At 69.0% G+C, this 25,620-nt stretch carries 26 protein-coding genes and 2 tRNA genes; 6 read left to right on the top strand and 22 right to left on the bottom strand.

Annotated elements, in window-relative coordinates:
* Window positions 1-66 precede the first annotated feature (66 nt).
* Genes ACVW2K_RS14980 through ACVW2K_RS14970 form a run of 3 tightly spaced genes read right to left on the bottom strand, consistent with a single transcriptional unit; the run spans window position 67 to window position 1,601 of the window.
* A complete protein-coding gene (locus ACVW2K_RS14980) occupies window positions 67-798 on the bottom strand; it encodes an SDR family NAD(P)-dependent oxidoreductase (RefSeq protein ID WP_457203061.1) in 732 nt (243 codons plus the stop codon).
* On the bottom strand, window positions 795-1,319 hold the full coding sequence (locus ACVW2K_RS14975) for a protein-tyrosine phosphatase family protein (RefSeq protein WP_457203060.1): 525 nt from the start codon (window positions 1,317-1,319) through the stop codon (window positions 795-797). The genes ACVW2K_RS14980 and ACVW2K_RS14975 overlap by 4 nt, the downstream gene beginning before the upstream one ends.
* A 60-nt stretch (window positions 1,320-1,379) precedes the next feature.
* Window positions 1,380-1,601, bottom strand: coding sequence for a DUF2188 domain-containing protein (locus ACVW2K_RS14970; RefSeq protein WP_457203059.1), 222 nt, complete (start codon window positions 1,599-1,601; stop codon window positions 1,380-1,382).
* A gap of 268 nt (window positions 1,602-1,869) precedes the next feature.
* On the opposite strand from ACVW2K_RS14970, the gene ACVW2K_RS14965 reads away from it, so the two are divergent.
* Window positions 1,870-3,087: a LuxR C-terminal-related transcriptional regulator gene (locus tag ACVW2K_RS14965; protein WP_457203058.1), complete on the top strand. Its 1,218-nt coding sequence runs from the start codon at window positions 1,870-1,872 to the stop codon at window positions 3,085-3,087.
* Here the strand turns inward: ACVW2K_RS14965 and ACVW2K_RS14960 are convergent.
* The 10 genes from ACVW2K_RS14960 to ACVW2K_RS14915 form a co-directional block, all read right to left on the bottom strand.
* Window positions 3,037-3,306, bottom strand: coding sequence for a hypothetical protein (locus tag ACVW2K_RS14960; protein WP_457203057.1), 270 nt, complete (start codon window positions 3,304-3,306; stop codon window positions 3,037-3,039). The genes ACVW2K_RS14965 and ACVW2K_RS14960 overlap by 51 nt on opposite strands.
* Before the next feature lie 116 nt (window positions 3,307-3,422).
* Window positions 3,423-8,132, bottom strand: a complete 4,710-nt coding sequence (locus ACVW2K_RS14955; RefSeq protein WP_457203056.1) for an OmpL47-type beta-barrel domain-containing protein — start codon at window positions 8,130-8,132, stop codon at window positions 3,423-3,425.
* 168 nt (window positions 8,133-8,300) lie between these two features.
* The gene (locus ACVW2K_RS14950; protein ID WP_457203055.1) at window positions 8,301-9,086 is read right to left on the bottom strand and encodes a prepilin peptidase; all 786 of its coding nucleotides are present in this window, start codon (window positions 9,084-9,086) and stop codon (window positions 8,301-8,303) included.
* The gene (locus tag ACVW2K_RS14945) at window positions 9,083-11,302 is read right to left on the bottom strand and encodes a hypothetical protein (protein ID WP_457203054.1); all 2,220 of its coding nucleotides are present in this window, start codon (window positions 11,300-11,302) and stop codon (window positions 9,083-9,085) included. Before ACVW2K_RS14945 ends, ACVW2K_RS14950 begins: the two co-directional genes overlap by 4 nt.
* Entirely contained in the window at window positions 11,299-12,006 is a 708-nt protein-coding gene (locus tag ACVW2K_RS14940; RefSeq protein ID WP_457203053.1) for a PulJ/GspJ family protein, read from the bottom strand. The genes ACVW2K_RS14945 and ACVW2K_RS14940 overlap by 4 nt, the downstream gene beginning before the upstream one ends.
* Complete coding sequence (locus ACVW2K_RS14935; protein ID WP_457203052.1) at window positions 11,997-12,497, bottom strand: PulJ/GspJ family protein; 501 nt, start codon at window positions 12,495-12,497, stop codon at window positions 11,997-11,999. The genes ACVW2K_RS14940 and ACVW2K_RS14935 overlap by 10 nt, the downstream gene beginning before the upstream one ends.
* A 1-nt stretch (window position 12,498) precedes the next feature.
* Window positions 12,499-13,704 (bottom strand): type II secretion system F family protein, encoded by a 1,206-nt coding sequence (locus ACVW2K_RS14930; RefSeq protein WP_457203051.1) that lies wholly within the window; start codon window positions 13,702-13,704, stop codon window positions 12,499-12,501.
* A 2-nt stretch (window positions 13,705-13,706) separates the two neighbouring features.
* Window positions 13,707-15,446, bottom strand: a complete 1,740-nt coding sequence (locus ACVW2K_RS14925) for a GspE/PulE family protein (protein WP_457203050.1) — start codon at window positions 15,444-15,446, stop codon at window positions 13,707-13,709.
* Window positions 15,447-15,456: 10 nt separating this feature from the next.
* Window positions 15,457-16,557: a type IV pilus twitching motility protein PilT gene (locus ACVW2K_RS14920; RefSeq protein WP_457203049.1), complete on the bottom strand. Its 1,101-nt coding sequence runs from the start codon at window positions 16,555-16,557 to the stop codon at window positions 15,457-15,459.
* Window positions 16,558-16,639: 82 nt separating this feature from the next.
* The gene (locus ACVW2K_RS14915) at window positions 16,640-16,984 is read right to left on the bottom strand and encodes a competence type IV pilus major pilin ComGC (protein ID WP_457203048.1); all 345 of its coding nucleotides are present in this window, start codon (window positions 16,982-16,984) and stop codon (window positions 16,640-16,642) included.
* A 259-nt stretch (window positions 16,985-17,243) separates the two neighbouring features.
* On the opposite strand from ACVW2K_RS14915, the gene ACVW2K_RS14910 reads away from it, so the two are divergent.
* Together ACVW2K_RS14910 and ACVW2K_RS14905 are read left to right on the top strand one after the other, a co-directional pair.
* Window positions 17,244-17,603 (top strand): hypothetical protein, encoded by a 360-nt coding sequence (locus tag ACVW2K_RS14910; RefSeq protein ID WP_457203047.1) that lies wholly within the window; start codon window positions 17,244-17,246, stop codon window positions 17,601-17,603.
* A 403-nt stretch (window positions 17,604-18,006) separates the two neighbouring features.
* Window positions 18,007-18,180: a hypothetical protein gene (locus ACVW2K_RS14905; RefSeq protein WP_155992195.1), complete on the top strand. Its 174-nt coding sequence runs from the start codon at window positions 18,007-18,009 to the stop codon at window positions 18,178-18,180.
* A gap of 153 nt (window positions 18,181-18,333) precedes the next feature.
* Here ACVW2K_RS14905 and ACVW2K_RS14900 read toward each other — a convergent pair whose 3' ends face one another.
* Window positions 18,334-18,906: a hypothetical protein gene (locus tag ACVW2K_RS14900; RefSeq protein ID WP_457203046.1), complete on the bottom strand. Its 573-nt coding sequence runs from the start codon at window positions 18,904-18,906 to the stop codon at window positions 18,334-18,336.
* Between the two features lie 627 nt (window positions 18,907-19,533).
* Window positions 19,534-19,884: a hypothetical protein gene (locus ACVW2K_RS14895; protein WP_457203045.1), complete on the bottom strand. Its 351-nt coding sequence runs from the start codon at window positions 19,882-19,884 to the stop codon at window positions 19,534-19,536.
* Window positions 19,885-20,053: 169 nt separating this feature from the next.
* Between ACVW2K_RS14895 and ACVW2K_RS14890 the strand changes: the two genes are divergently transcribed.
* Window positions 20,054-20,413 carry a hypothetical protein gene (locus ACVW2K_RS14890; protein ID WP_457203044.1) on the top strand — a complete coding sequence of 120 codons (360 nt, stop codon included), beginning with the start codon at window positions 20,054-20,056 and terminating at the stop codon, window positions 20,411-20,413.
* 11 nt (window positions 20,414-20,424) lie between these two features.
* Here ACVW2K_RS14890 and ACVW2K_RS14885 read toward each other — a convergent pair whose 3' ends face one another.
* The 6 genes from ACVW2K_RS14885 to ACVW2K_RS14860 form a co-directional block, all read right to left on the bottom strand.
* Entirely contained in the window at window positions 20,425-20,850 is a 426-nt protein-coding gene (locus ACVW2K_RS14885) for a hypothetical protein (RefSeq protein ID WP_457203043.1), read from the bottom strand.
* A complete protein-coding gene (locus tag ACVW2K_RS14880; RefSeq protein WP_457203042.1) occupies window positions 20,847-21,119 on the bottom strand; it encodes a hypothetical protein in 273 nt (90 codons plus the stop codon). The genes ACVW2K_RS14885 and ACVW2K_RS14880 overlap by 4 nt, the downstream gene beginning before the upstream one ends.
* Before the next feature lie 699 nt (window positions 21,120-21,818).
* A complete protein-coding gene (locus ACVW2K_RS14875) occupies window positions 21,819-22,067 on the bottom strand; it encodes a hypothetical protein (protein ID WP_457203041.1) in 249 nt (82 codons plus the stop codon).
* A gap of 421 nt (window positions 22,068-22,488) precedes the next feature.
* A complete protein-coding gene (locus ACVW2K_RS14870) occupies window positions 22,489-23,718 on the bottom strand; it encodes a glycoside hydrolase family 25 protein (protein WP_457203040.1) in 1,230 nt (409 codons plus the stop codon).
* A gap of 179 nt (window positions 23,719-23,897) precedes the next feature.
* A tRNA-Arg gene (locus ACVW2K_RS14865) sits at window positions 23,898-23,968 on the bottom strand.
* A gap of 21 nt (window positions 23,969-23,989) precedes the next feature.
* Window positions 23,990-24,060 (bottom strand) — tRNA-Glu (locus ACVW2K_RS14860).
* 111 nt (window positions 24,061-24,171) lie between these two features.
* On the opposite strand from ACVW2K_RS14860, the gene ACVW2K_RS14855 reads away from it, so the two are divergent.
* Window positions 24,172-24,411: a transposase gene (locus tag ACVW2K_RS14855; RefSeq protein ID WP_457203039.1), complete on the top strand. Its 240-nt coding sequence runs from the start codon at window positions 24,172-24,174 to the stop codon at window positions 24,409-24,411.
* Window positions 24,396-24,998 carry a transposase gene (locus ACVW2K_RS14850; RefSeq protein WP_457203038.1) on the top strand — a complete coding sequence of 201 codons (603 nt, stop codon included), beginning with the start codon at window positions 24,396-24,398 and terminating at the stop codon, window positions 24,996-24,998. The genes ACVW2K_RS14855 and ACVW2K_RS14850 overlap by 16 nt, the downstream gene beginning before the upstream one ends.
* Before the next feature lie 38 nt (window positions 24,999-25,036).
* Here ACVW2K_RS14850 and ACVW2K_RS14845 read toward each other — a convergent pair whose 3' ends face one another.
* Complete coding sequence (locus ACVW2K_RS14845; RefSeq protein WP_457203037.1) at window positions 25,037-25,498, bottom strand: Imm26 family immunity protein; 462 nt, start codon at window positions 25,496-25,498, stop codon at window positions 25,037-25,039.
* Window positions 25,499-25,620: the final 122 nt, after the last annotated feature.

Raw genomic sequence — 25,620 nt, 5'->3', positions numbered from 1 at the left:
AGAACGTGTTCTCGGAGCAACGTAACCCTCCGGCCCCGTCCCTGTCAGCGCTCTGCGTGAAAGTCGTCACAGCAGATTGAGGCCGCCGTCGAGGACGACGACCTCGCCGGTGAGGTAGTCGCTCGCGACCAGGTCGGCCACCAGGCCCGCCACGTCCCCCGGCGTCGCGGCCCTGCGCATCGGGGACCGTTCGCGCCACAGCTCCTGGGCCTCGGACCAGCCGGCGGTGAGCGGCGTGTCCACGAGGCCGGGAGCCACCGCGTTGACGCGGACCTCGGGCCCGAGCGCGGCCGCCAGCAGCCTGGTCACGTGGTTCAGGGCGGCCTTGCTGGCGGCGTACGGGATGGAGGAGCCCTTGGGTCGCACGCCGGCATGGCTGGTCACGTTGACCACGCAGCCGCGGCTCTCCCGGAGGTACGGCGCCGCCGCGGTCGTCAGCGCGAACGGGCTGACCAGGTTGACCTCGAGCACGTCACGCCACTTCTGCGGGGTCGCGGCCGCGAGGTCCGCGTGCGGGATCGGCCGGCTCACGCCGGCGTTGTTGACCAGCACGTCGAGCCGCCCGAGGTCCGCCAGCGCGCCCGACACGGTGGCCAGCGCCGCGTCGGCGTCGGACAGGTCCGCCTGGAGGTAGTAGCCGTCGAGCTCCTCGGCGAGCCGCTCCCCGTCCGCGACGCTGCTGCCGGAGTGGACGACCACGCGGTACCCGTCGGCCGCGAAGCGCCGGGCGATCGCCTCGCCGATCCCGGACGTGCTGCCGGTGACGAGGGCGATGCGCTGCGCCGGCGGCTCGGTCATGCGCCGGATCCTCGCAGATGGGCCACGAAGCCGGGGTTCGTGAGCGCCCACGGCCCCCGGGCGGCGCGGACCAGCCGCAGCGCCTCCTCCGGGTCGTGGCCGAGGTGCGTGAGCGCGGCCGCGACGACCAGACCGGAGCGGTTGAGGCCGCCCGAGCAGCGCACGAGCACCCGGCGGCCGTCGCGGACGGCGCCCGCCACCGCCGTCGCGAGCTCGTCGATCCGGCGCGCGAGGTCCGGGCCGACCCCGGCGTCCGCCATCCGCAGCACGAGGTGCTCGACACCCTCGGCCGTTCCGTAGCCCTCGCGGCTGGCCAGGCTCACCACCAGGTCGAACTCGTCGCCGACCACGCACGCGGCCCGGTCCTGCGAGCGCACGTCGTGGCCGCCCTGCCAGAGCCCCGGGACCACCTCGTCCCAAGGGTCGTCGCACAGCGGCATCCGGGTCGCCCGGCCGGTCCCGTGGCACGCGGCGCAGTCGGCGACAGCCTCCGGGTCGGCGTAGCAGGCGTGGCACAGCATGACGGTGATCCTGTCACCGCGCGGACCCCGGTCCCCCGACCCGGGCCCGCGCCGTGCCGCCTAGAACGGCAGCTCGTTGCTGCGCCGCGGGTACCGGTTCCGCTCGGCCACGGTCCCGTCCTCGCGACGGATCACGTGGACCACCCCGCGGATCCGCGCCTCGCTGCGGCCGACCTCGACCGCCGCCGCGCAGCACCCGTACTCCCCCGGCAGGGGCTTGCTGCTGCCCACCCGGTTCCGCCACACGCCGTCGCGGCAGTACGTCTCGACTCCCTCTCCCATGCTCCCTCTCTCCCGTGACCGGCGCTGTACCCGATCAGTGAGAGTCCGAACCGTCCCTCCGGCGCCGGCCGTCGGAGGCCGGATCAGACCGCGGTACCCGGAACGGGGTATGCGGACGGCGACGGAGTGTGAACCCGGTGGTGCCCGCGCACGATGCGGGCATGCTGGTGGGGACTGTGCGAGGCGCTGTCGGTCGCCGTCGCGCGCTTCCCGTCGCAGTGGGGCTGACGGCAGGGGCTGGGCCATCGGGCTCGTCACGACCGCGGTGGTGGCGTCGTCCACCTTCCTGACGTTCGGGATCGACAGCCGGAGTGCGCACCTGATGCTCGACACCGCCGACACGTGCGTGGCGTTGCTGCTGACCTACCTGCTGTGGGGACGCTTCCGGCGGACGCGTCGACTTCAGGACCTGCTGCTGGCGCAGGGATTCCTCCTGCTGGCCGCGTCGGGCGGGGTGCTGCTGCTCGTTCACCTGGCGGCGGGTGTCGAGCGACCCGGCCGATGGGACGTCTGGTCGGCCGTCGCGGTCCGCGTGGCCGCAGCCGGCCTGGTCCTCGCGGCCGCCGCCGTCGGACGCGACCGGCTGGTGGCCTCCGGCGTCCGGCTCGTCGTCGCTGGGCCGTTCGTCGTCCTGGGACCGGTGCTCGCCGGACTGGTGGTGCTGCGCGAGCACCTGCCGGGGGCGTTGCCAATCGCCTCTCCGGCCGGCGCCACTCACCCCGACATCATCGGGCCGACCGCCCTCCTCGTGGCCCAGGCCGCCGGGGCGGTCGCGTTCGGCGTGAGCTCGATCCTCTTCGCCCGCCAGGCCGCGCGGCGGCACGATGCCCTGGTCCTGTGGCTCGGTCCCGCCTGTGCCCTGGGCGCCTTCGCCCGGGTGAACTACGTCCTCTTCCCGTCGCTGTTCACGGACTGGCTCTACCCCGGCGACGTGCTCCGCACCGCCTCGTACGCCGTCCTGCGCGAGATCGGCGAGCACTGGCCCGGCTGGGCGTCGGCGGTGGTCCTCGAGGACCGGCGCCGCCTCCCACGCGAGCTGCACGACGGGGTGGTGCAGGAGCTCGGGTTGATCCGCAGGACGACACTCGGCGACGTACCCGCCGGCGCCGTCCGCGAGGAGCTTTCGCCGCCTGCGACCGTGCCATCGACGAGGCACGCGCGGCGGTCGACGCCCTCGGCCGCAGTCCCGTTGAACCGTTGGGTACGTGTTGCACCGCCGGTGTCCCCGCGCATGGTCATGCGGATCATGGACGAGTTCCGGGCCGCACCCGAGCGGCGCTTCGGGCGCAGGTCGCCGGCTGCCGCCCGGCTCAGCCCGCGCGAGTGGGAGATCATGAACCTCCTCGCGGCCGGCCGGACGACCGAGGAGACCGCGGCCGAGCTCTTCCTGTCCCCCACCACGGTGCGAGTGCACGTCTCGACGGTGCTGAAGAAGCTACGCGTCAAGGACCGGGAGAGCGCCCTGCGGGTCCTGCGCGGCGAATGACCGCTGGCCCTGGTCGACGAGCTGGGTGACGGCGGCCAGCAGCGACTCCGCCTCGTGGAGGGTGAACTCGTCGTCGCCGACCAGGACGAACGGACCGTCCTCGGTGCCGGTGACGGCGTCGATGGTGGTGCACAACCGCAGCACGGTCCGCCGCGCCATCAGTGCACCGCCGATGTGCACGACGCCGGCATCGCCGGTGCCGTCCGGGGCGTGCCGCACGACGCACCATGAGGGGCATCCGTCGGTCACCGTCGCCTCCCTTCCGCGGACAGGATCGGGGTTCCGCGTCGTCGACGCGGGACCCCGATCCCCCTTGTCCCCCCGAACGGCCCCGGTCAGCGCAGGCCGATGTTGACGAAGTAGGTCTGCCCGTCGTCGAGCTTGACCCCGATCCGCCAGTAGTTACCGCCCGTCCCCGTCTTCCAGTTGTAGATGTACTGGTTCGCCGAGGCGTCGTACCGGTACGTCGAGCCGCTGTCGGCGGACGCGGTGTACACGGTCTCGTCGACCGGCGCCGTGGTCGCCCCGCCCTTGACCGGCGTGAGCCAGGTCGGGGCGGCGACGGGCTGGACCGGTGTCCCGTCGACACGGAGCAGCTGGAACTTCACCGGCACGGTGCTGCCGGCCTTGAAGGTGCTGGTGCTGCCCTGGTCGTGGGCCGTGTCGTTGATCGGCTGCAGGAAGCCGCCGAACCTGTAGACGACCTGGTAGGACCCGGTCACCGTGCTGGAGTTGCCGGCCTTGTCCGTCGCGGTCGCGGTGTAGGCGAACGTGCCGGTCCCGTTGGTGTTGCCGCCGGAGACCTTGACCGTGCAGGACGCCAGCCCGGAGACGGTGTCCTTCGCAGTGCAGGTCGCCGCCGGGACGCCACCCAAGGTGTACGTCGCGCCCTGGACGTTCACGTCCGCGGTGGTCAGCGTCGGTGCGTCCGTGTCGACCTTCAGGCCGGTGATCGAGGCGGTCGCGGTGTTGCCGGCGCGGTCGGCGACGGTCCCACTCGCTCCTCCTGTGGTGCCGTTGGTCGTCACCGTGACCGGGCTCGGGCAGGCCGTCGCGGCGATGCCGGACAGCGTGTCGGAGCAGGTGAACGTCACGGTCGGCGCGGTCCGGTACCAACCCTCGCTGCCGAGCGTGCCACCGGTGACGGCGCCGGAGATGGTCGGCCTGGTCTTGTCCAGCTTGACCGTCACCTTGTCGGTGCCGACGTTGCCCGCGGTGTCCTTCGCGGTACCCACCACTTCCTGGCCGGCCGTCTCCGTCGAGACCGTGACGGGCTGGGTGACGCCCGCAATCCCGGAACCCTTGTCGTCGTCGGTCGCGGCGAAGGTGACCGTGACGTTGCTGTTGTTCCAGTCGTCGGCGTTCGGGACCGGGGACAGACTGTGGCTCACCGTCGGAGCGATGTTGTCCCACTTGAGCGCGACCGTGTTCACCGGCTCGACGTTCCCGGCATTGTCGACCGCGTGGTACTTCACGCTGCCGGCACCGGTCCCGGTCAGCGGGACGCTGACCGTCGTCGAGCTGCCTGGCACGGTCTGCTCGGCACCGCCGTCGACGCTGTACCGGAGCTCCCTGACCCCGGAGAGCCCGGCCTGGTCGGTCGCGGAGATCACCACGTCGGCGGTGTCGCCCGTGCACCACTCGTTGACGGCAGTGCAGGTGTTGTCGGCCGTGCTGGTCGGCGCGCTCCCGTCGACGTTGATGCCATCGACCGTCCGGGCCGCACCGATGTTCCCCGCCACGTCCCGAGGTCGGTCGCTGGTCACCGACTGGCCGGCACCGTCGCCTCTCACGGTCTTGCTGGTCGGGCAGGACGCGACACCGGACAGGTTGTCCGTGCAGGTGAAGTCGACGACGACCTGGTCGCGGTACCAGCCCGCGGCGTTCGGCTGCATCGTCGGCCCGCCGGTGACCACCGGCGCCGTGCGGTCGATGTTGATGCCACCGACCGCCACAGGAACGCTCACGTTGCCGGCCTTGTCCGCGATCGTGACCGGGTCGGTGGACAGCCCCGTGCCCTCGCCCGTCACCCGGCTCGGAGCAGGCTGCGTCTCCGGGTCGATCCGCGAGAGCCCGTCGTCCCCTACCCACGTGACGGACACATCGTCGCGGTACCAGTCGACGTCGTTCCTGGATCCGCTCGCAGCGGGGAGGACTCCGGTGAGCGTCGGCCGGACGGTGTCGATGTCGATGCCGGACACGGTCGCCGAGCTGCTGTTGCCTGCGACGTCGACGGCGTCACCGGTCACGCTCTGGTTGACCCCGTCGTTGGGGAGGGTGGTGTCCCCGGCGCAGCCGGCCACCCCGGTCTGGAGGCCCGAGCCGACGTCGGCGCAGGTGAACTTCACGTCCACCGGTGTGTTGTTCCACCCGGCCGCGTTCGGAGCGGGCGTCGCCTTCCCGGTGATGGTCGGCGCGTCGGTGTCGACGTTGACCGCGATCGTGTTGGTGGTGGCGCGCGCCTCGGTGTTACCGGCGAGGTCGGCGCTCCAGTACGTGATCGTGTGCTCACCGGTGGAGAGGTTCTGGATGAACGGGTCTCCGTAGGTCAGGACCGGCCCACCGTCGACCTGGTAGTAGGTCGCGGCCACACCCGAGCCGTTGTCGGTCGCCTTGAAGGCGACCGGGATGCCGCTGACCACGAACCAGCCGGACTCCGGGGAGATCGGGTTGACGACGGTGGTCTCGGGGGCGGTCTTGTCGACCTTGAGCTCGAGCGGCGTACCGGCGACCTCGGTGTTGCCGGCCGCGTCCACGCTCCAGAACGAGACGGTGTGCTCACCCTCGCCGACCGAGAACGGTCCGCCGTAGGTCTTCGTGTCGTCGCCGTCGATCCGGTAGTAGGTGGTCACGGCGCCGCGGAGGTTGTCGCTGCCGTGCAGCGTCACCTGGACGTCGTCGCCGTACCAGCCGGCCTCGTTGGCGCCGGCCACGTCGGCGGTGGTCACCGGAGCCGTCCGGTCGATCTTGATGCCGCCGACCGTCCGGACGACGCTGTTGCCCGCGACGTCGGTGCAGCTGGCGGTGGCGGACAGGTTGTCGCCCTCGCCGCTGACCCGGCTGTCGGCCGGGGCGTCCGCGACGCCTGAGAGGCCGTCGGTGCAGGACCAGGAGACGGTGACGTCGTCGGTGTGCCACCCCGACGGGACGTCCGCAGTGAGGGTCGGCGCCGTCGTGTCGATGTCGATGCCGGAGACGCTGACGCTGCTGGTGTTGCCGGCGGCGTCGGTCGCCGAGGCGCTCGCCGTCTGCTGAGCGCCCTCGCGGAGCACGGTCGGCTCCGGCCCCCCAGTCACGCCTGAGAGCGCGTCGGTGGCGGTGTAGGTGACGGTGACGTCGTCGCGGTACCACCCGGCAGCGTTCTTGGTGCCGGCGACGTCCGCCGTCAGCGTCGGGCGGGTCTTGTCGATCCGCACGGTGGTGGAGTCGCTCGCCGAGTTGCCCGCGTTGTCGCGGGCCGTTCCCGCGATGGTGTACTCGCCCTCGGCGCTCTTCGAGACCGGCGCGGTGCAGTCCGCGACCCCCGAGCCGCCCTGGTCGCCGCACACGAACGTGACGGTGACGTCCTGGTTCGTCCACGTCCCGGCGGTGTACGACGGCGGCGCGACGGTGTGGGTGATGGTGGGCGCGGTCCTGTCGATCCGCACGACCGCTGTCTGCAGCGCCTCGGTGTTGCCCGCCCTGTCGGTGCTGCGGTAGGTGACGGTGTGCTCACCCTCGGTGGCGAGGCTGATGCTGGTGCCGTCCTGGAGCGGGCCGCCGTCGACGGCGTACTGGGTCGAAGCGACGCCCGAGCCGGCGTCGGCCGGGGTCAGCTTCAGGGTGACGTTGCCGTTGGTCCAGGTGTTCGAGCCGCCGGTGATCGCGGTGGTCGGCGCGGTCCGGTCGATGTTGACCGGCGGAGCGCTCGTGGCGGTCGTGCCGAGGCCGGCTCCGTTCTTCACGGTCACACTGCTGGCGAGGTTGCTGCCCTCACCGGAGATCGTGGTGTCGGCCGGCTGGGTCGGGATACCGGACTCGGCGTCGGACGCGGTCCAGTGGATCGTGACGTCGTCCCGGTACCAGCCGGAGGTGTTCGGCTGGGTCGTCGGCGAGCCCGACAGCTGCGGCGGGCTGGTGTCGCCCGCTTGGACCGCGATCGTCGTGGACGCCGTGTTGCCGGCCTTGTCGGTGGCCGTGCCGGTGACGTTGCCGGAGGCCCGCACCGTCACCTGGTTGGTCGAGCTGCCGGCGGCGAGGCAGGTGGCGACCCCCGACGCCTGCTGCTGGCCCGAGCTGCTGTCGCTGCAGGTGAAGGTCACCGTCACGCTGCCGTCGGGGTTGCGGACCGACGCGCCGCTGATGGACGGGTTCGCCTTGTCGATGCGCACGACCACCGTGCCAGTGCCCGTGTTGCCGAGCCTGTCGGTGGCGGTCGACGTCCTGGTGACGATGCCGTTCGACGACTCGGTGCTCGAAGCCGGCGACGGACCCGACGCCACGCCCGCGCCCGCGTCCGCGGCGGACCAGGTCAGCGTCGTGTTGCTGTTGTTCCAGCCGCTGGCGTTCGCGGCCGGGGCGAGGGTCGGACTGACCGCGGGGCCGGTGTTGTCGGACCAGTACGTCGCCTCGGCACTGGTCGAGGCCCCCGTGCAACCGTTGGTGTTGAACTTCGGTGACGCGACGACGGTGAAGGCGCGCGCACCGTCGCCGCCGCTGGCCGTGCCGGTGAATGTCCAGCTGCTCTTCCCGCTCGGTGACGTGGTCGCGCCCGTGAACCCTGCCGGCACGGTCATGCACGTCGTGTCGCTCGGGGCCACGACGGTCAGCGTCAGTGCGGCACCCGCCTTCGCGAAGAGGATCCCTCCGCTGGTCACGGTGCCCGTCCCCCCGCTGAAGCTGGCGGTGGCCGTGCCTGTGGCGGCCGAGGCCGGGACGACGGCGGCGCCGCCGAGCGCGGTGGTCGCGGCCGCGGTCAGGGCGAACAGCGCGCGGCCCGTTCGACGAGCACTTCCCCGCGGCGTCCTCGTGAGCCGCCGCCGTTGAGCTTCATGGAACGATGACATGGGTCCCCCTCCGGATTACTTCCCTCGTCGCTGCACGTCGTTTGACGGCGGCGTGATCGAACGTATGAACCGCGCCGCGTCGCTGGGACGCGATCCGGCGTTCAACAACCTGAACGCCGGATCGCTCCGCCTGGAGCCCGCGTTCAAAGACCTGGACACGTGCTGTTCCTAAGCATTCAGCCGGTCGAGGTAGACCTGACCGATACCGCTCGCGCCGAGGATCGACGCCCACGCCGCGAGCAACATGAACGGGCCGAACGGCACCGCCGTCTTGCGACCCGCTCGCTGCGAGACCATCAGCAGGACTCCCGCGACGGCGCCGAGGAAGAACGCTCCGAACGCACCGACGAGGAACGCTCCCCACGAGATCGCGGCGGTCATCCCACCGATCACGCCGGCCAGCTTGACGTCCCCGAGCCCCATCCCTCGCGGGGCGACCATGGCCACCACGAAGAACAACCCGAACAGCACCGCAGCTCCGATCCCGGCCCTGAGCAGCGCAGGTCCGCCCAGCCCGATCGCCAGGAGGACGCCCAGCACCGGGTACGCCGGCAGCACGATCACGTTCGGCAACCGGTGGACGTCGAGGTCGATCAGGGCCAGCGCCACGGCGATCCCGGCGAACGACAGGTACGCCGCCAGCAGCAGCGGCTCCGCCGCGAACCGCCACCCGGCCAGCGCGAACAGCGCCCCTGTCGCCGCCTCGACGGCCGGGTACCGAGCGCTGATCGGCAGTCCGCAGTCGTAGCAGCGCCCACGCAGCACCAGCCAGCCCAGCACCGGCACGTTGTGCCGCGCCCGGATCAGCTTGCGGCAGTCGGGGCACGCCGACGGCGGCCTCATCACCGACTCCCCCCGCGGGACCCGGTAGGCCACCACGTTGACGAAGGAGCCGATGCACATGCCCAGCACGCCGGCCAGCACGGCGATGACCGCAGGAGCGACGCCGGTCATCGCTGCACCGCCCAGCTCAACACCCTGATCTGCCGCTTTCCCACGACGGGGTGGTCTGTGTACGGCGGATCGGTGATCAGTACCCGAGATCGCAATGTTTCGACGCCGCCGCTGGCGCAGTTCGAGGAGTTCACACAGACGAAGACCGTGAGGTCCACCGCGGTCGTCGTGTTGCCGACGCCCGGCCCCAGGGCCGGGATGGACACGAGCGGGTACCCGAAGATGTTCTGCGGATAGGTCTTGAAGTCAACGCCCGCGGCGACCAGCCCCCACCGGAAGGCGACGAGGTCCGCGTTGCTGTCCTCGATGTGAACGACGCCGTTCGGGGCGTACGTCGCGCCCTGGATGACGAACTTCGCAGGCTGGGCGGTCGCACCTCCGGTGCTGTCGATGAAGTTGGAGGTCGAGGACCAAGGCTCCAATGGGACGGTGGTGACCACCGGCGGAGGCGTTGTCGTCGTCGTCTTCGTGTAGGTCACCGTCAGCGTCACTTGGTCGAGCGTGACGTTGCTGTTGACCGCAGGCTTGTTCCCGCTGTTGGCGATCGCGATCTGGACCTTGGGGCTCGACCCGCCACTCTTTTCCAGGGCCGTTCTCAGCGCGTTCGAGGACACGTCCACGTTTGGATCGAAGTTGTTGCCCACCTGGCTGCCGTTGACGGAGACGCCGAACTTGACGTCCGCTGACGGCGTCCCGCTCGATGCAATGTGCAGTACGGCGGACGTGACTGTGGCGCCGGCAGGGATGCTGTCTGCGAACGCGGAGAGATCGAGTGTCCCGCCGTTGCCGGCGGCGGTCGCCTGCCACTTGGCCCCGAAGGAGTCGCCCGGCTTCTGAAGCGCACCGGCCAGCGTGTCCGACGTACCGATCGGCGCTGTGCCACTCTTCACGAAGTCGTTGGCATTGCCTGCCACATTGGTGGCGATACCCGGCGCCTCCGGTCCGAAGGAGGTCGTTGTCGTCGTCGTCACGGGAGCTTGGGGCTCGCTGATCGTCGCCGACGGACCAGTGGTCATCTGCTGCGCGATCGTGATCGGCGCCCCAGTCCCCGACGGTCCACACAATTCGACCGCGGCGTTCTTGGTGAAGGTGATCCGGCTCTCTCCACCGAAGACGAACTGCACGCCGCTGCCACCGTTGTTCTCGTTGATGGGGCTTCGGCATGCACCGGGGACGTTCGCGCTCCCGGTGGTCCGGACGCCTCCGATGACCTTGGAGGCGATGTCCCACACGCGGTCGGCGGGGTTCGCGTCCTGGAAGTGGAAGTAGTACTTGCCGCTCGCGAAGTGCGCGAGGGGACAGGCCGTCACGGCATCCGTCAGGGCCTTCCCGCTCGCATACGTACCTGCCGTGAACGAGCAGGTCCCCGACGCATCCTTCACCGGGTACGGCGTCGTCGACGTGTAAACGGGGGTCGGCGCTGCCGTCAGGACCGCCGGAACGGGAGCTGGTGCAGCGGCAGACCCGGGCGAGCACTTGAGGTCGCTGGAGAGGATGGTGCCGGTGCAGGTCTGGTTGGCGTGGACGTAACCCTCGGCCGTGACCGTGCCGTTCTCGGCCGTCACCCCACCAGCGGAGTCGACGCCTCCCCCGATGTTCACCGTGTTGTTGCCACCGCCTCCGAGCACCTTCAGGTAGACCCCGCTGCACGCCGCGATCGTGGAGTTGGAGCACGCGGGCGAGGCCGAGCTCGTCGTGCTGAGTGCTTGCGCGAAGGGATCGGTCGAGTTGAGGACGACTCCCGATCCACCACCCAGGATTCCCGTGCCTGCAACGGGACCGCATTCCACACGGACCGATGTGCTGCCGGTCTGATCACCGGACGCCGGAGCGAGGTTGTTGAGGAGCAACGTATCTCGTGGCGCTGACCCGTCGGCGCCGAAGCAGCCCGTGCCATCGGCGTAGTTCGTGTACACCCACCCGTTCCACGTGGAGTCGTTCCAGGTGCCCCCGAACGCGGGGGTCGTCCAGTCCGGCGCGGTCGAGCCGAGCCTCAAGTTGTTGATGGCGACCTTCGCTCCGGCGTCCGCAGCGTAGGACGTGCTGGCCACACCTCGGAGCACGATCGTCGAGCGCAGGTTCGCCGATCCGTGGGACAGGACGGCTCCGGTCACCACCGCGACTGCGGTGATCACGATGATTGCGATGATGAGCATCGCTCCGTCATCGTTGCCTCGACGAAGATGCGTTCGCCGGCACAAGTGCAGAACCTTCACGACGCCTGCCTCCGTTCACCCGTAAGCGTGACGTCAGCGCCCGTCTGATTGGCGCCCGCGTTCTTCGGGTCCGACTTGTCCTGGACGTGGAGCGTCAGAGTCACGACCTGAGGAAGTGACGCTCCGCAACCCCCTCCGTCGCAGAGGACCGACCAGGAGGTGACATTCCGGGCGATCGTGAGCGTGGGCACGGAGACGAGGTTCGTTCCGCACCACACCCTCTTGATCAGGTAGTCGCCCGTCCCGCCGGTCGCGGGCACGGCTACGTAGGTGACCCGCTCCGTCGACGCGGTCCATGCGTTGGCAGGGACGCTCCCGCCGGTGGTGTAGCCGTTCCACGCGAACGACACGACCGCCTGGGCGCCGGCGATGATGTCGCCGCACCCCTGGAAGCTTCCGGTCCAGACCGACTTCGTCGACGGCACCGGATCGGGGCTGGCAGCGGAGAAGCTCCGGATGCCGATGCTGCTCACGTCGTTCTGCCAGTACGTCGAGACGAACTGCACGTCGTTCGACTCGCTGAGACGTGTCTCGGTCGAGCTCGTCACCAGCAGGTACTGCATGACGATCCCGACGAGGGCCACCGCGACGATGCCGAGGATCGACACCGCGATCACGAGCTCGACGAGGGTGAACCCGTCGTCCGCGTGCGCCCGGCGGCTGCGCAGGGCTCGTGCCTCGACGGGCCGTCCGGTCAGGCACATGGCGTGGCTCCTGCGGCATCACACGGCTGACGCAGGACGAGATACATCGTCTCCACCGAGCCGTGGGTCGAGTTCCCGGGGGTCGTCAGCTGCAGCTTGATCCGCTGGATGCCGTTGGGGTCGCAGTTCGACCACTGAGATACGCCAGCCACCCGGGCCCAGGACTCGACGGGGCCAACGGTGATGGAGTAGCCCTTCGACACGTCGGTCGAGCTGATGACGGAGTTGGCGGCGGGCGTGTAGGTGGCGACGGCGCTACCACAGCTCGCGTACGTTCCTGCGCGATCGACCTGCTTCTGGATGGCCTCTGCCGCGCTCCTGAGGTAGGCACCCCCGCCGGCCTGGTTCCGGTTGACGGCCGACGCTTGGACGCTGAATGCCATGCCGGCCAGGATCGCGACTCCGGCGATGCCGAGGATGGTGATGGCCACCAACAGCTCGATCAGGGTCTCGCCGCAGTCGTTGCGCTGCGGTGTCGGTTGGGCGCCCATGTCACACCTGCACCTGGCGGAAGATGCCGTACATCGCCGAGACGAGCGCCACCGCGACGAAACCGACGATCAGGCCCATGACGATGATGACCAGCGGCTCGAAGAGCGCCGTGAGCTTGGCGATCTTGTAGTCGAGCTCGGTCTCGTAGTACTCGGCCGTGACCTCGAGCTGCGTGTCCAGAGACCCGGTGTCCTCGCCCACCCGCAGCATCTGGATCGCCGTGCCCGGGAACAACCCGGTACGGCCGAGCGGACCGGCGATGCCCTGACCTTCGAGCATCTGCTCCGTCACCTCGTTCAGGCGCCGGATGTAGACCCGGTTGCGCAGGGAGTCGGTCGTGACGGCCAGCGCCTCGGTGAGGTTCACGCCGGCGCCCACCATCGACGCAAGCACGCGGCAGAACCGCTCGACCAGGGCGTACTGGATGGTGGTGCTCAGAACCGGGATCTTGAGGAGCAGCGCGTCGCGTGCGTACTTGCCGCGGTGGAATCGGGTGACGACGACGTAGCACACCGCCACGACGACGAACCCTGCGACGAGCGCCCACCACCAGGTGCCCATGAAGTCGGTCAGTCCGAGCAGCATCCTGGTCGGGAGCGGGAGCTTGGCATCCAGGCTCGCGAAGAAGTCCTTGAACTTCGGCAGCACGTAGATGGACAGCACCAGCACCGTCACCATCGACATCGCGGCGACGACGATGGGATAGATGAGTGCGGACTTGATCTTGCGGCGCGCCTCGAGGTCTCGCTCGATGTAGGTGGACAGCCGGGCGAGCACGATGTCCAGCTCGCCGGTGAGCTCCGCCGACCGGACGATCCCTCGGTAGAACTCGGGAAAGACCTTCGGGAACTTGTCCAGGCAGTCGGAGAACCGTTCGCCGCCGCGCAGCCCGTCCTCGATGTCGTTCATCATCCGGCGCACCGATGAGTTCTCGGCCTCGGCGCCGATGGTGTGCACCGCGTCCAGGATCGGTAGGCCGGCACGGAGGAAGGCTGCGATCTGGCGCGAGAGGTGCATGACCTCCTCGCGCTTGATGCGCGGACCGGACAGCTCGTAGTTCAGCAGGCTCTTCTTCTCGGTGACGCGGAGTCCGCGCACCTCACGCTCGTAGAGCGCGACCTCGGCGTCCGAGCGGTTGGCGGCCTTCTGCGTCCCCTTGACCTCCTGGCCCTCGAGGGTGACGCCGACGTAGGCGAATTTCGGCATGGTCAGACTCCTGCCACGTAGATGGAACGCATGACTTCGGCAGCGGTGGTCGTCCCGTCACGGACGAGGCGCACGGCCTGCTCCTGGAGGGTGCGCATGCCTTGGCTGCACGCCAGCTTGCGCATCTCGTCGTGGGGTGCGCGGTCGACGATCAGCTCGCGGACCTCGTCGGTGACCGTCAACAGCTCGTACACGCCGATCCGTTCGAGGTAGCCGGTGTGCGCACAGAAGTGGCAGCCGACGCCGTGCCGGTATCCGTCGGCCGGCTCCCCCGAGCTCCCGAAGCTCCGCAGGAACGCGAGCTCCTCGGGCGAGGGCGAGTACGGCTCCAAGCAGCTCGTGCAGCTGCGTCGCACCAGGCGCTGGGCGACCACCGCGGTCACCGAGGATGCGATCAGGAAGGGCTCGATCCCCATGTCCAGGAGGCGGTACATCGCCGAGACCGCCTCGGTGGCGTGCAGTGACGACAGGACCAGGTGGCCCGTAAGCGCGGACTGGACGGCGATCCGTGCAGTGTCGACGTCGCGGATCTCGCCCACGAGGATGACGTCGGGATCCTGCCGCAGGATGGACCTGAGGCCGCCGGAGAACGTCACGCCGGCCTGCTCGTTGATCTGGATCTGGTTGATCGAGTCGAACGTGTACTCGACCGGGTCCTCGATCGTCATGATGTTCCGGTCGGGCGTGTCCAGCTCGCCCAGCGATGCGTACAGCGTCGTGGTCTTGCCGCCGCCGGTCGGCCCGGAGCAGATGACCATCCCGTACGGCGAGTGGATCAGCCGGCTGTACCGGGTGGCCGTGTCGGGCTGCATGCCGAGCTGCTGGAGGAGCAGCAGTGAGCGGGACTTGTCGAGCAGCCGCATCACGACCTTCTCACCGCCGACGACAGCCGTGCTGGACACGCGGATGTCGACCTCCCTTCCCTCGACATCCATCGAGATCTGACCGTCCTGCGCCCGGCGCCGCTCGACGATGTTCATCCCACCGAGGATCTTGATCCGGCTGACGATCGCCGGCCCGATCGAGCCCGGCAGGTCCAGCACGTCCGTGAGCGAGCCGTCGATGCGGAAGCGGACCCGAACGCGGTCGCCCGCAGGCTCGATGTGGATGTCGGAGGCGCGGTCGCGCAGCCCCTGGGTGATGACCTTCTGCACGACTTGGACGACCGGGGCGTCCTCGTTGACCTGGGCGGCCTCGAGCTTGTCGGCCTCACGTCGTAGTCCGTCGCGCGCCTCGAACGCCTGGATGTGGCCGGTGACCTCGCTGGTGGCCCGGTACTCGGTGTCGAGCGCACGGTCCAGAGCCACGTGCGTGGTCACGGCGGCGTCGACCGGTCGCCCGAGAGCTGCCGCGACCTCGGCGACGTGGTCCGGCGAGGGGTCGACGAGCGCCACGACGACCCGGTCGTCCACCATGCTGATCGGCACTGCGCGCAGGGCTCTGGCGAGGTCCTGCGGCAGCAGGGCGACCGCCTCCGCGTCAGGATCGGTGCGCCTGAAGTCGACCTCTTCGACCTGGTAGTGCTGGGCCAGCACCCGAGCAAGCTCGTCGTCGCTGATGATCCCGGCACTGATCAGACTCTCGGCCAGAGTGCCGCCTGCCTCGGTGCTGCGCGCGGCCTCGACCTGGTACGGCTCCAGCCGACGCGACGCGACGAGGGCGCCGGCGAGGCGCTCATCGGCGACCTCGTCCCTCGACAACGTGAGGGTCGTCGACTCCTCGCTCCGGTGGCGGGTGCGCATCTTCATCTCGTCACACCCCCGCCATGGATGCGAGCCGCGGACGGGTCTCGATGTCCTTCGGATACAGGCTGCGAGCGATCGCGTCGCTCTCGGCGACGATGCCGTCCTGGACCAGCCGCGAGAGGGACTGCTCCAGGGTGACCATGCCGTCCTGGGCCCCGGTGATCAGCGAGTTCCGCAGCTGGTGGGTCTTGCCCTCCTTGATGAGGTTGCGCACCGCCGGCGTGGCCGTGAGGACCTCGTACGCCGCGGTCATGCCACCCCCGATCTTCGGGATCAGGCGCTGGTAGACCACGCAGCTGAGCGCCGCGGCCAGCTGGACCCGGATCTGGGCCTGCTGCTCGGCAGGGAAGACGTCGATCATGCGGCCGATCGACTGGGCGGTGTCATTGGTGTGCAGGGTGGCGAAGACGAGGTGCCCGGTCTCCGCGACGGTGAGGGCGAACCGGATGGACTCCAGGTCGCGCATCTCACCGACGAGCAGCACGTCGGGGTCCTCGCGGAGGACGCTGCGCAGCGCGTCGGGGAAGTTGGCGGTGTCGGTGCCGACCTCGCGCTGGTTGACGGCCGACATCTTGTGGTCGTGGACGTACTCGATCGGGTCCTCGATGGTGATGATGTGGCAGCCGCGGTTGCTGTTGATCACGTCGACCAGCGAGGCAAGCGTCGTGGACTTGCCGGAGCCGGTCGGGCCGGTCATCAGGATCAGGCCTTGGTGCCGCAGGGCCAGGTCCCGCAGCACTTGCGGCAACCCGAGCTCGTCCGGCGACGGGATCGAGCGCGGGATCATCCGCAGCGCCACCGCGGTCAGTCCGCGTTGGGTGAACGCGTTGCCGCGGATGCGGGCGTTCTCGCGCCACGAGAAGGAGAAGTCGTACTCGTGGCTGGCGTCCCAGGCGTCGGTCTGGTCCGGCGTCAGCACTTCGGCGAGCAGCGCATTGGTGTCCTCCGCCGAGAGCGCAGACGCTCCCGGTACTGGAGTCAAGGTGCCGTCGACCCGGAGCATGGGCGGGAGGCCGACGGAGAGGAGCAGGTCGGTGCCGCCGGCCTGCCACAGGGCGGCGAGCAGCCCGTCGATCCGGCTGCCGATCTGGTGGACGGTGGTCTGCATGGTGGCGGCGCTCCTGGGTTGTGGGCTGGTGAAGGACTGGATCGGGAGGGCCGCGGCGGCCCGCGGCCCTCCCGTCACGCGATCAGACGGTGCAGCCGGTGGCCAGACCGGTGGCGCCGTCGATCGTGGTGGTGGTGGTCATTCCGTCGGGAAGGCTCTTCAGGTACTTGGCGGTGACCAGGGCCTGGACGGTGGCCGGGTAGTTGCCGTTCTTGGCGTTCCACGCCTCGGCAGCGGTCGAGACGGTCTTGCAGCTAGTCGCCTTCGCCGTGTCAGTCGCGTCCTGCCGGAACGTGCCGACGCCGAACACGACGATGGCGGCCAGGATGCCGAGGACGGTGATGACGATCAGGAGCTCGATGAGAGTGAAGCCGCCCTCGTTGTTCTTCCGGAGCTGACGGCTACGAGCGATTGCGTTGTTGAGCATGATGGATTCCTTTGCCTGGATGAATGTGATGGGCAGCCCCCGAGCGCCGGGGCTGAGTGGATCGCGAACCGTCCCGGCGTTGGGGGCTTGCCCGGCCGCGTATCCCCAAATCCGGTGATGGAAGGGCCCGCGGACCAGTCACTGGTCCAGACGTCCAGAGCCGTTGCGGGCCGCCGGCTCAGCGGGTGTGCCTCACCCCGGACGGCACCTGGCTGACACGCATCCCAGCGGACCGGCGCGCCGACCCGGAGCGCCAGTGATGAGCAACGAGATCGAGATCGCCGTGGCCGTTTCCGCCACGGCGCCCGCGGGTACTCCACAGCTCATGGGCGCAGACCCAGCACTCATCCGCATGCTCCGCGCGGGCCGCGACGAAGGCCGCGATCTCGAGGAAGCGCTGGAGTGGCTCGCACGCACGTTCGGCCGTCACTCGTCCGCGGCCCGGGTCGGAGCGCACGTCACCTGCCGCGAGGCCAACGTCATCGCGTACGTGCTGGCCGCCGGCCGTCACCTCGATGCCGCGGTCGTCTGGCTCGACGGGCACGCTGCGAGCGACACCGAGGAGGACACCCACGGGCGTCCGGGATTCGACGCGGCGCACTACATCACCGGTCGCTGAGCCGTCGGCTCGCGCGGCTCGCCTCAGCGTCGGACACTGAGCCTGCGTGCCGTCCACGTCGCGACGCGGGCAGCGTGCGCTCCCGTCCCGACCCGCGGGCCGGGGGTAGAGGTCGCACTCCCCCAGACGGAGACACCCTGGGACCCTTCTCGGATCTGTAGCGGTGTCGGCGCGCAAGGAGGGCTCGGAGCGCGTCTCCGGGCCCTTCTCGCACTCCCGAGGGCCGCGGCACCACGCGTCGTTCAGATCGTCGCAGGTGGGCGTCATGTGAGCGCAAATTTGCTGACAACAGGTCGGCAATGCCCTAGCCTCCCTGCGGACGGCTTCCCCGCCCTCGGCGTGATCCAGGGTTCCCGCCGCGCCCAAACATCGTCACGCGAGAACAAGCGGGGTTCGCACGCTCATGGACACGATCCGCATCCTGACCATCTCGGACTCAGCCCCGGTCGCTGTGCTCGACAAGGTGCTCACTGCCGCCGAAGATGCCCTCGAGGCAGCCGGCGCTCAGCGCATCTGGGTCGAACGTGACTCGATGGCGCTTGCCGTGATGGCTCAGCTCCCCCCAGCAAAGCGCTGAAGCGCCGCGTTGGGCACACGCAGGGGCGGGGAGCGCGTGTCCGGGCCGCTTCTCGCACCCCAGCCGGTCAATAACGGCCACGACGCCGCGAACTCCGTGTGGGGTTCGCGGCGTCGTGCTGTGCGTCAGCCCGGGACGGACCAGGCGGGGCGGTCAGGCGGCGGGGACGGTGATGTAGAGCTCCGGGCTGACCGAGTCGAAGATGAGGCGTCCGCCGTCGTCGGGCAAGTCGCTGGAGTCGCAGCCCTGGACGAACTGGCCCGGGTCGATGGTGTCGGAAGGCAGGGAGTCGTCGAGGCAGAACACGCCGGCGAAGTCGAGGACCTGACCGTCGTCGGTCTCGAAGTGGGAGTTGGTTGTCGGGCTGGCCGGGGTGTCGCCGGCGTTCTCGACCTTGAGCCGATAAGACAGGTTGCGGGTCAGTGTCTCGTCCGCGGCGGCCTTGTTCTTGAGCTCGCTGCTGAGCAGCGTGTAGGTCATCGTGCCGTCGTAGGTCTGGACCTCGACAGGGGTGTTCTCGGTCAGCTCGACCGGGTCCGGGGCGTCCCCGCCGTCCGTCGTACCGCCGTCGCTGCCGGTGGAACTGTCACCGAGGTCGCCAAGACCGGAGAACGCTTCTTCGATTCCGGTCTTGATGCGGTGGTCCTCGTAGGCCGTCCCGGCGTAGAAGGTCAGCGCGAGCACGATGAGGGCGCCGAGCGCTGCTACGACCCATTTGAGCGGCACGCTGCGCCCCGACGACGACCCCGCAGGCTGACTTCCGGCAGGTGCGCTGGGTGGGATGTTGGTGGGTGGGATGCTGCCGGGTGGTCCCGACGTAGGCGTCTGGTCGCGTACAGGCGACTGGTCGTGCTCGTCTGGCTGATGGGTGCGTCGGTCGCTCATCAGGTCCTCTCCGGTGTCGACGGACAGTGCTCTCTCACCGGCAGCCCCGTGCCCACCCGTCTGGGGAGCCATTCCTTCGCGCGGCTCGACTCAGGCCACCTGTTGTGGAGCAGGCGTGGGGCAGGTTTGTGGGTTTGCCGGACTCTGGGCCCACCCGCAGACCCCCAAATGAACAACACCCGGACCTGCATTCGCAGGTCCGGGTGTCGCCGATGTCCTGAGACATCACACGGTCGGGCTGACAGGATTTGAACCTGCGACCCCTTGTAATCAGCCACGTGTTTCCGGCGTTGGTATCGATTGGACAGCCGAGGACGAAAGCTGGTCTGACGTGCCCGTATGTCCACCGCTACTCCCCCGCTGTCCACGGGAGTCCACGGTTGAAAAGTGTGAGTAAATCGTGAATGGCTCAAATTGGGTGCCGAAGCTACGTGCACGGGGTGCACGGCCTCCGGACGGTTCTAGGGGTCAAACCCGATCAGGGCAACCCAACCAACCGGAGATCCCCTCATGGACTACTGCGACATGCACGGCGTCATCGACGACGACGGCCCCACCTGCGACGACTGCGACACCAACCGCATCGAGCGGATCCGGCCCGGCTACCTCAACCGGATCGCGAAGTTCGCTGACCAGGGCGACGAACACGCACAGCAGCTGCTCAACGACACCTGCCGAGCCACCCAGGACCGGTACGCCCAACTCATGTACGAGTCCATCTACGAAGCGGTCTCCGAGGGCCGTGCCGCAATGATCGCGGCCGAACTCGAAGACCTCATCCCACGACTCGGGGAAGTGCTGCGCATCCTGGCGCGGCACGAGATGACGATCGATGAAGAGCTCGAGATCCTTCAGCTAACCCTCCCCAACACCAAGACCCCTCCCGCGTGTATCGAGACGCGGGAGAGGTCCTTCATGTCTTGCGGGCGTGGTCCCTGGGGCCACGGAACGGAGGACCAGAAGCGGATATCTGCACTACGGTCGCGCCGTGGGTTTGTTTACGGGGGCGCAGCAGAAGCGGATGCATCGTACGTTTGTGCGGCACTTCAACGACACGATCGCTGTCAAGCGCGTCGGCGGGGTTCCGCTGGCGCTGTCAGACGCCGCGCAAGCGTTCACGGTCGCTCGCTCTCAAGCAACGAAGAACGAACGCTTGACTCCGGACACGGAGGGCCCGTTCATCGCTGCGGCCGTCGACCACGCGCTGAGGGTGACGCCCTTCGATCGCGACCAGCTCGTCGAAGCCATCGACATCAACCTGTTCATGAAGCATCCCAAGGACAGCGAGCACGCGCGTCAGATGCGGACGCGTCTCGCAGAACTGGACGCGGCGGCGGGGACCATCTGACGATCCGGCCCTCAGTACAGGTCTTCGGTGAAGTGCGGGTCACCGAGCAGGTTGGCGAGGAGACCTTGGATGTGCGCGATCCCGTGCTCGCCACCGAACCGGACCTCTTCGGCCAGGTGCTCCCAACCCTCGTCGGTCAGCAGCAGGTGCAGCGACCGCAGGTACTTGGCGACCGCAGCGGCCTGGATGGTCTCGGCGGCGCGGTCCTCAGGGCAGGCGTACTCGTGCCAGAAGCAGCGCCCGGGGGTGACCAGTTGGTTCCCGCACCAGCAGCAGTAGGCGCACTGGCCGTAGCCGGACGGGTGGAGGTGCTTCCCAATGCCCGGACGTACGTCGTCGAGCACCGTAGAGGCGAGGGCACGGCGGGCAATGTCGGCGCAGTCCTCGCAAGTGAGGAGCGACGCACCGGTGGCAGGGTCGGGGAGGCGAAGGATCATGACGTTGCGGCCTCGGTCGCTTCGAGCAGCTCCCAGAACTCGTCGTAGTCGCCAACCCAGATCTCGAGGACAGCGTCTCGGGTCGCGTCGGTTGCGTTGTCGAGCGCTTCCACGATCTCGGAGGCTGCGGCGGCGACCGTGGCAGCGTCAGCTGCCGCCAGGACTGGGAAGCGGTTGCCGTGGACGGCGATGTAGGACAGCCAACGATCCCGTGAGCCTCGCCGCGGCGGTACACGGTCGAGGACGATGCGGGCGTCGGTTAGGGCCATGGCCGGCAGAGTGCCTACGCCGCGGGCTCGTGCAGTGGGTCAGAACAGGCAGAGTTGCCCGTCGACTAGGAGGTCGTCCTCGAGGAGCGCGGCGAACTCGTCCTCGCTCAGCATCATCGGGTCAACCGCACCGGGCCGAAGGTAGTTCTGTTGCGCCCTTGCGGAGGTCAAGAGATCTGCCGTCACGGTGCCGACGACCCGCGGCCACACACCAGAGTCGATGGACCGTTTCGCTCGCTCTGGCGCCGGTCCCTCAGCGAACACGAAGTCGAGCTCTCCTGGTGACAGCATCGCCTCCAACTCATGCCCGCGTGCGTGTGCCTCGTCGATCTCGTAGTCGCGATGGATGCCATCGAGCTCGCGGCGGACGACCTAGAGGGTGTGAGGGTCGAGGCCGTCAGGGTGTTCTCGGCTGCAAATGACGTAGAGCCGGAACCGGAGCGCGCGTCCGGACACGAGCAGCTGCATGTCGCTGCACGGGGGCGGGGTCGCGGACAAGGTGGCTCCGAAGGGTGCTGGCGACCGGAGGGGTAGTCACCACCTGAACTGTTCCGGCGCACCAGGCCTACAGCAACGAGCTGACCAGCAGTTTCTCGGTCACTCGGAAGAAGCAGATGACGCATTCGACAAGGAGCCGTGCGGCCACGTGTAGACGACGCGGAGGCGGTGCGTCCCGTCGTCGCACTCGCCGTACACGGGTCAGTACTCGAAGTCGGACCGGTCCGCGCCACCGACACCGGGGTCGACGTCGTCGCTGCCGGCGTTCGTGTTGGACGCCGCGGTGAGGGCCAGGGCACCGCCGAGGTAGGCGAGCACGTCGGCGGCCTTCCCGGTGCTGACACCGGCAACGGCGAGGGCACCGACTGCGATGACGGCGGCGGTGTAGATCGCGTACATGTACCGGCGGTAGGCGGCCGGGAGGATGTCGGTCAGGGGGTTCGTGTTCATGTCCCGGACCGTGCGCACCGACGGTGGGGCGGCCACGGTTCACGAGGCGCAGCTGTGGGACTCCATGACCGGGTCATGGCACCACTTTCCGCACTGCGGGCACGGTCGGCACCCGAACAGCGACCAGCACGGCGCACAGGCCGGCAGCGGCTTCTCGACGGCGCCGTCTCCGCAGCAGGGACAGACGAGGTACAGGTGGACCACGTGGCCAGTGTGCGCGATCCGCGGCCGATCACAGTCCCGTCATCCACAAGCTAGGAGGACGAGATGAAGCATCCGAAGTGTGACCGGTGCGGAGCCCACGTGAGGACGTGCACCAGATGCGGCGGTGACGGCCGAGCGGTCTTCGGGACGTGCGCGTACTGCGCCGGTACCGGCTATCAGTGTCCGGAGCACGAAGAGCGCTGGACCTGACCTGACGTCACTTGACCTCGACCTTGCCGAGCGCCGCCCCGACGTCACGGAGTTTGGGAAGCGCCGCGGCTGCGGTCTTCCGCACGTCCTGGGTCGCGCCGTACTTGGAGGCGGTCAGAAGCGCCTTGTCGGCCCGTGCCACGGCTGCGAGCGCCTCAGTGACCCTCGGGGTCTTCGCGGGCATAGTGACGTGCTTCCCGGGGATCCGCAGGGTCGCGAGCTGGACGCCGTTGCAGAGCGTGTTGATGTCACACGGCCCGACACCGTCAACCGACTTAGGGTTGCCGTACTGGCCGTTGCTGAACTGCCAGATCGACCAGGACTTCCACGGCGCGGGGATGCGCGGCGGCTCCATCGCGTTGTTGTAGCGAGCCACCCACAGCGGGTACTTCGCGACCGCCGGTCCCAGGTCGAAGTTGGTGTACAGGATGATGTCGACGCCGAGCTGGCGCTTCACCTCAGCGGCGAACGCGACCGTCCACGCCGTCAGGGTGGCCTGGTCCTTGCCGCCGCGGTCCTCGAGGTCGAGGACGGGCTGCATGTCGCCTGGCGCCGGCTTCGCTGTCGCGAGGAAGTGGCGGGCCTGCGTGACGCCGTCGGAGGCGCCGGGGCGAGCGAAGTGGTAGGCACCGAACGAGATCCCGGCCCGCTTCACCTCTGCACGCCGTTGGGCGTACTTCGGGTCGACGTATGTCTTGCCCTCGGTGGCCTTGTGGAAGACGAACTTGACTCCGTCCTGGCGGGCGAGGCCGAAGTTGATGGTGCCGGACTGCCAGTGCGAGATGTCGATGCCGTCGATGATCGACTTGGTCGCCACCCGTGTCGGGGGCTTGGTCGGTACGGTCAGAGCACGGACGCCGTCGATGTCCTCAGACCAACCCACTAGGGTCAGCCCCCACTTGGTGTGGATGAGGTCGAGGTCGACCAGGTCGAAGTAGCCGCTGCGGCCGATGTCGGTTGACCAGCACTTCCCGTCGCCTGCGGAGATGGCGACGTGTCCCCAACCGTGGCTGCCGCCGGTCCACCAGATGAGGGCCCCTCGCGGGATGTCCTTGACGTTGGTGACGGCGTGCTTGTGCCGGGCGCGGGACCAGGCGTCCGCCGCGGATGGGCTGCCGTCGGACGGGACGTTGTAAGCGTCCCGGCACCGCATCTTGCACTCACCGACACCGAACTTGGGTCCGTGCTGGGACTGGTTGCGGGCAGCTGCGATGGCCTGCTCGGGCGTGCGTGGCATGGGTCCTCCTCGGGTTCGAGAAGGACGGTCCGGACGGTGCGTGCGCCGGCGGGGATACAGAGAACCCCGCGACGCTCTCTGAGATGCGCTACGTCGCGGGGTTCCTGCGTGTGGCCCGGTGTCCCGGTGTGTCGGAGCCGGTCGTATCTGGGTGGTGCGGGGTAGGACCTTCCATCCCGTGCCTCGCCAGGGATCGAACCTGGGTCTCCGGTTTCGTAGACCTGCGTCGTGTCCTCTGGACCACGAAGGCAATGGCCCACGCGGGGCCGCGTACCCCCGACGGGATTCGAACCCGCGTTGCCCAGTTGAGAACCGGGAGGCCTGCCGTTAGCCGACAGGGGCAAGTTGGAGAACCGACCGGGACTTGAACCCGGAACCAGCTTCGACATCTAACTGGGTGTGTCCCATTTGGTTGGCACTGCGGTGGCGGGCGTCGTCGGCACCGTTGGCGGCATGGCGTACACGAGTGACCTGAGCGACGACCAGTGGGCACTGCTGGAACCGGTGTTCAACACGCCCAGCAAGCGCGGACCCAAGCACGCACCGGACCTCCGGCGCGTCGTGGACGCGATGCTCTACGTCTCCCACACCGGCTGCCAGTGGCGGTTCCTGCCCGACTCGTTCCGGCCCTGGACACGGGTGTGGTCGCAGTTCCGGCGATGGTCACGCAACGGCACGTGGGCCGAGCGCTGACCGTGCTCCACGCAGCAGCACGGGAGGCCGACGGTCGCGCCGAGGCGACGCCGTCGATGGTGGTCATCGACACCCACCTGGCGCGCGGCGCATCCAACGGTGGGTTCACCTTCCACGACCGCGGCGGCCCCTACGGCAGCACCAAGGGCGCCAAGCGCATCGTGGCCGTCGACGTCACCGGGCTCCCGGTCGGCGCGCTCGTCGTACCGGCTTCCACCCACGAGAACGTGACGACCGAACTCATGTTGGCGTACCTCACCGAGCAGGACGTCGCCGGACGGCTGGACCTAGTTCTGGTCGACCGCGGGGTCACGGCCGCTGCGGCCCGCACTCTCGGCCGCGACCACGCCGCCGAGGTGCGCCGTGTCGGGTGGGACGACAGGCAGCCGGTGTTCCGTCCCATCCGGCACGCTTGGCGCGTCGAGGCCGCCCACGGACGCCTTGGCCGCTCCCGGCGACTCGCGAAGTCGTTCGAGAACACCACCGCCTCCGCGACCGGCTGGCTCCAGGTCGCCTGTATCGCCACCACCCTGCGCCATCTGTCGCGTGCTGAGGCTCCCCGGCACGCACTCCCAGCCGCAGCCTGACCGCGCGGAATGCGGTATGTGAGTGCGTTTCTCCCCTCCTACGTGAGTAGGGCGGTGAGGCGAAGTTCGACGTATCCAGCGCCCATGAGCCCATCGCGTGGTCCCTGTTCCGCGAGGCCGCGGGCCACCAGCGTTTCGCCGATGAGGCGTGCGGGATCGGCGTCGTCGTAGTGCACGTGGAAGGTGCGCCCTGTTAGTTCCTCGTACCGGACGAAGATCGGAGTTGGCCAGGCCGAACGATCCCAGCCCGGTTCTTGTCGGAGCAGCGGCCACGAGCCGCCTCGAATGCCGAGATGGCTGAACCTTCCCACGAGGATCGCTTGGTGCGGCAGTAACTCGGTCGTGTCATCCAGTCCAGGCGGGTGAGGTCGTAGTGGCCCGAAGAAGTATCCGAGCAGCGCTGCCTTGGGGTTGGCGCGCGCAATGATGCCTAGCGCGAAGCCGGTCGTCCGGAGCGGCACGGCGAACCAGTCGCCCTCCGCGTAGTTGAGCTTGACCACAACAGACTTGTATCACCGAGTGTCCCGCTACGACCGCTCATCGGCATGTGCGTGACCTCAACGCGGCAGATGAGCGCGTTCTGTCTGCGCTACGGCTGGCATGTCGGGAGGACATGCTTCAC

Source organism: Nocardioides sp. HB32 (assembly GCF_054058995.1).
Note: the sequence above shows the minus strand (reverse complement) of the source record. Positions and strands in the feature narration are given on the sequence as shown.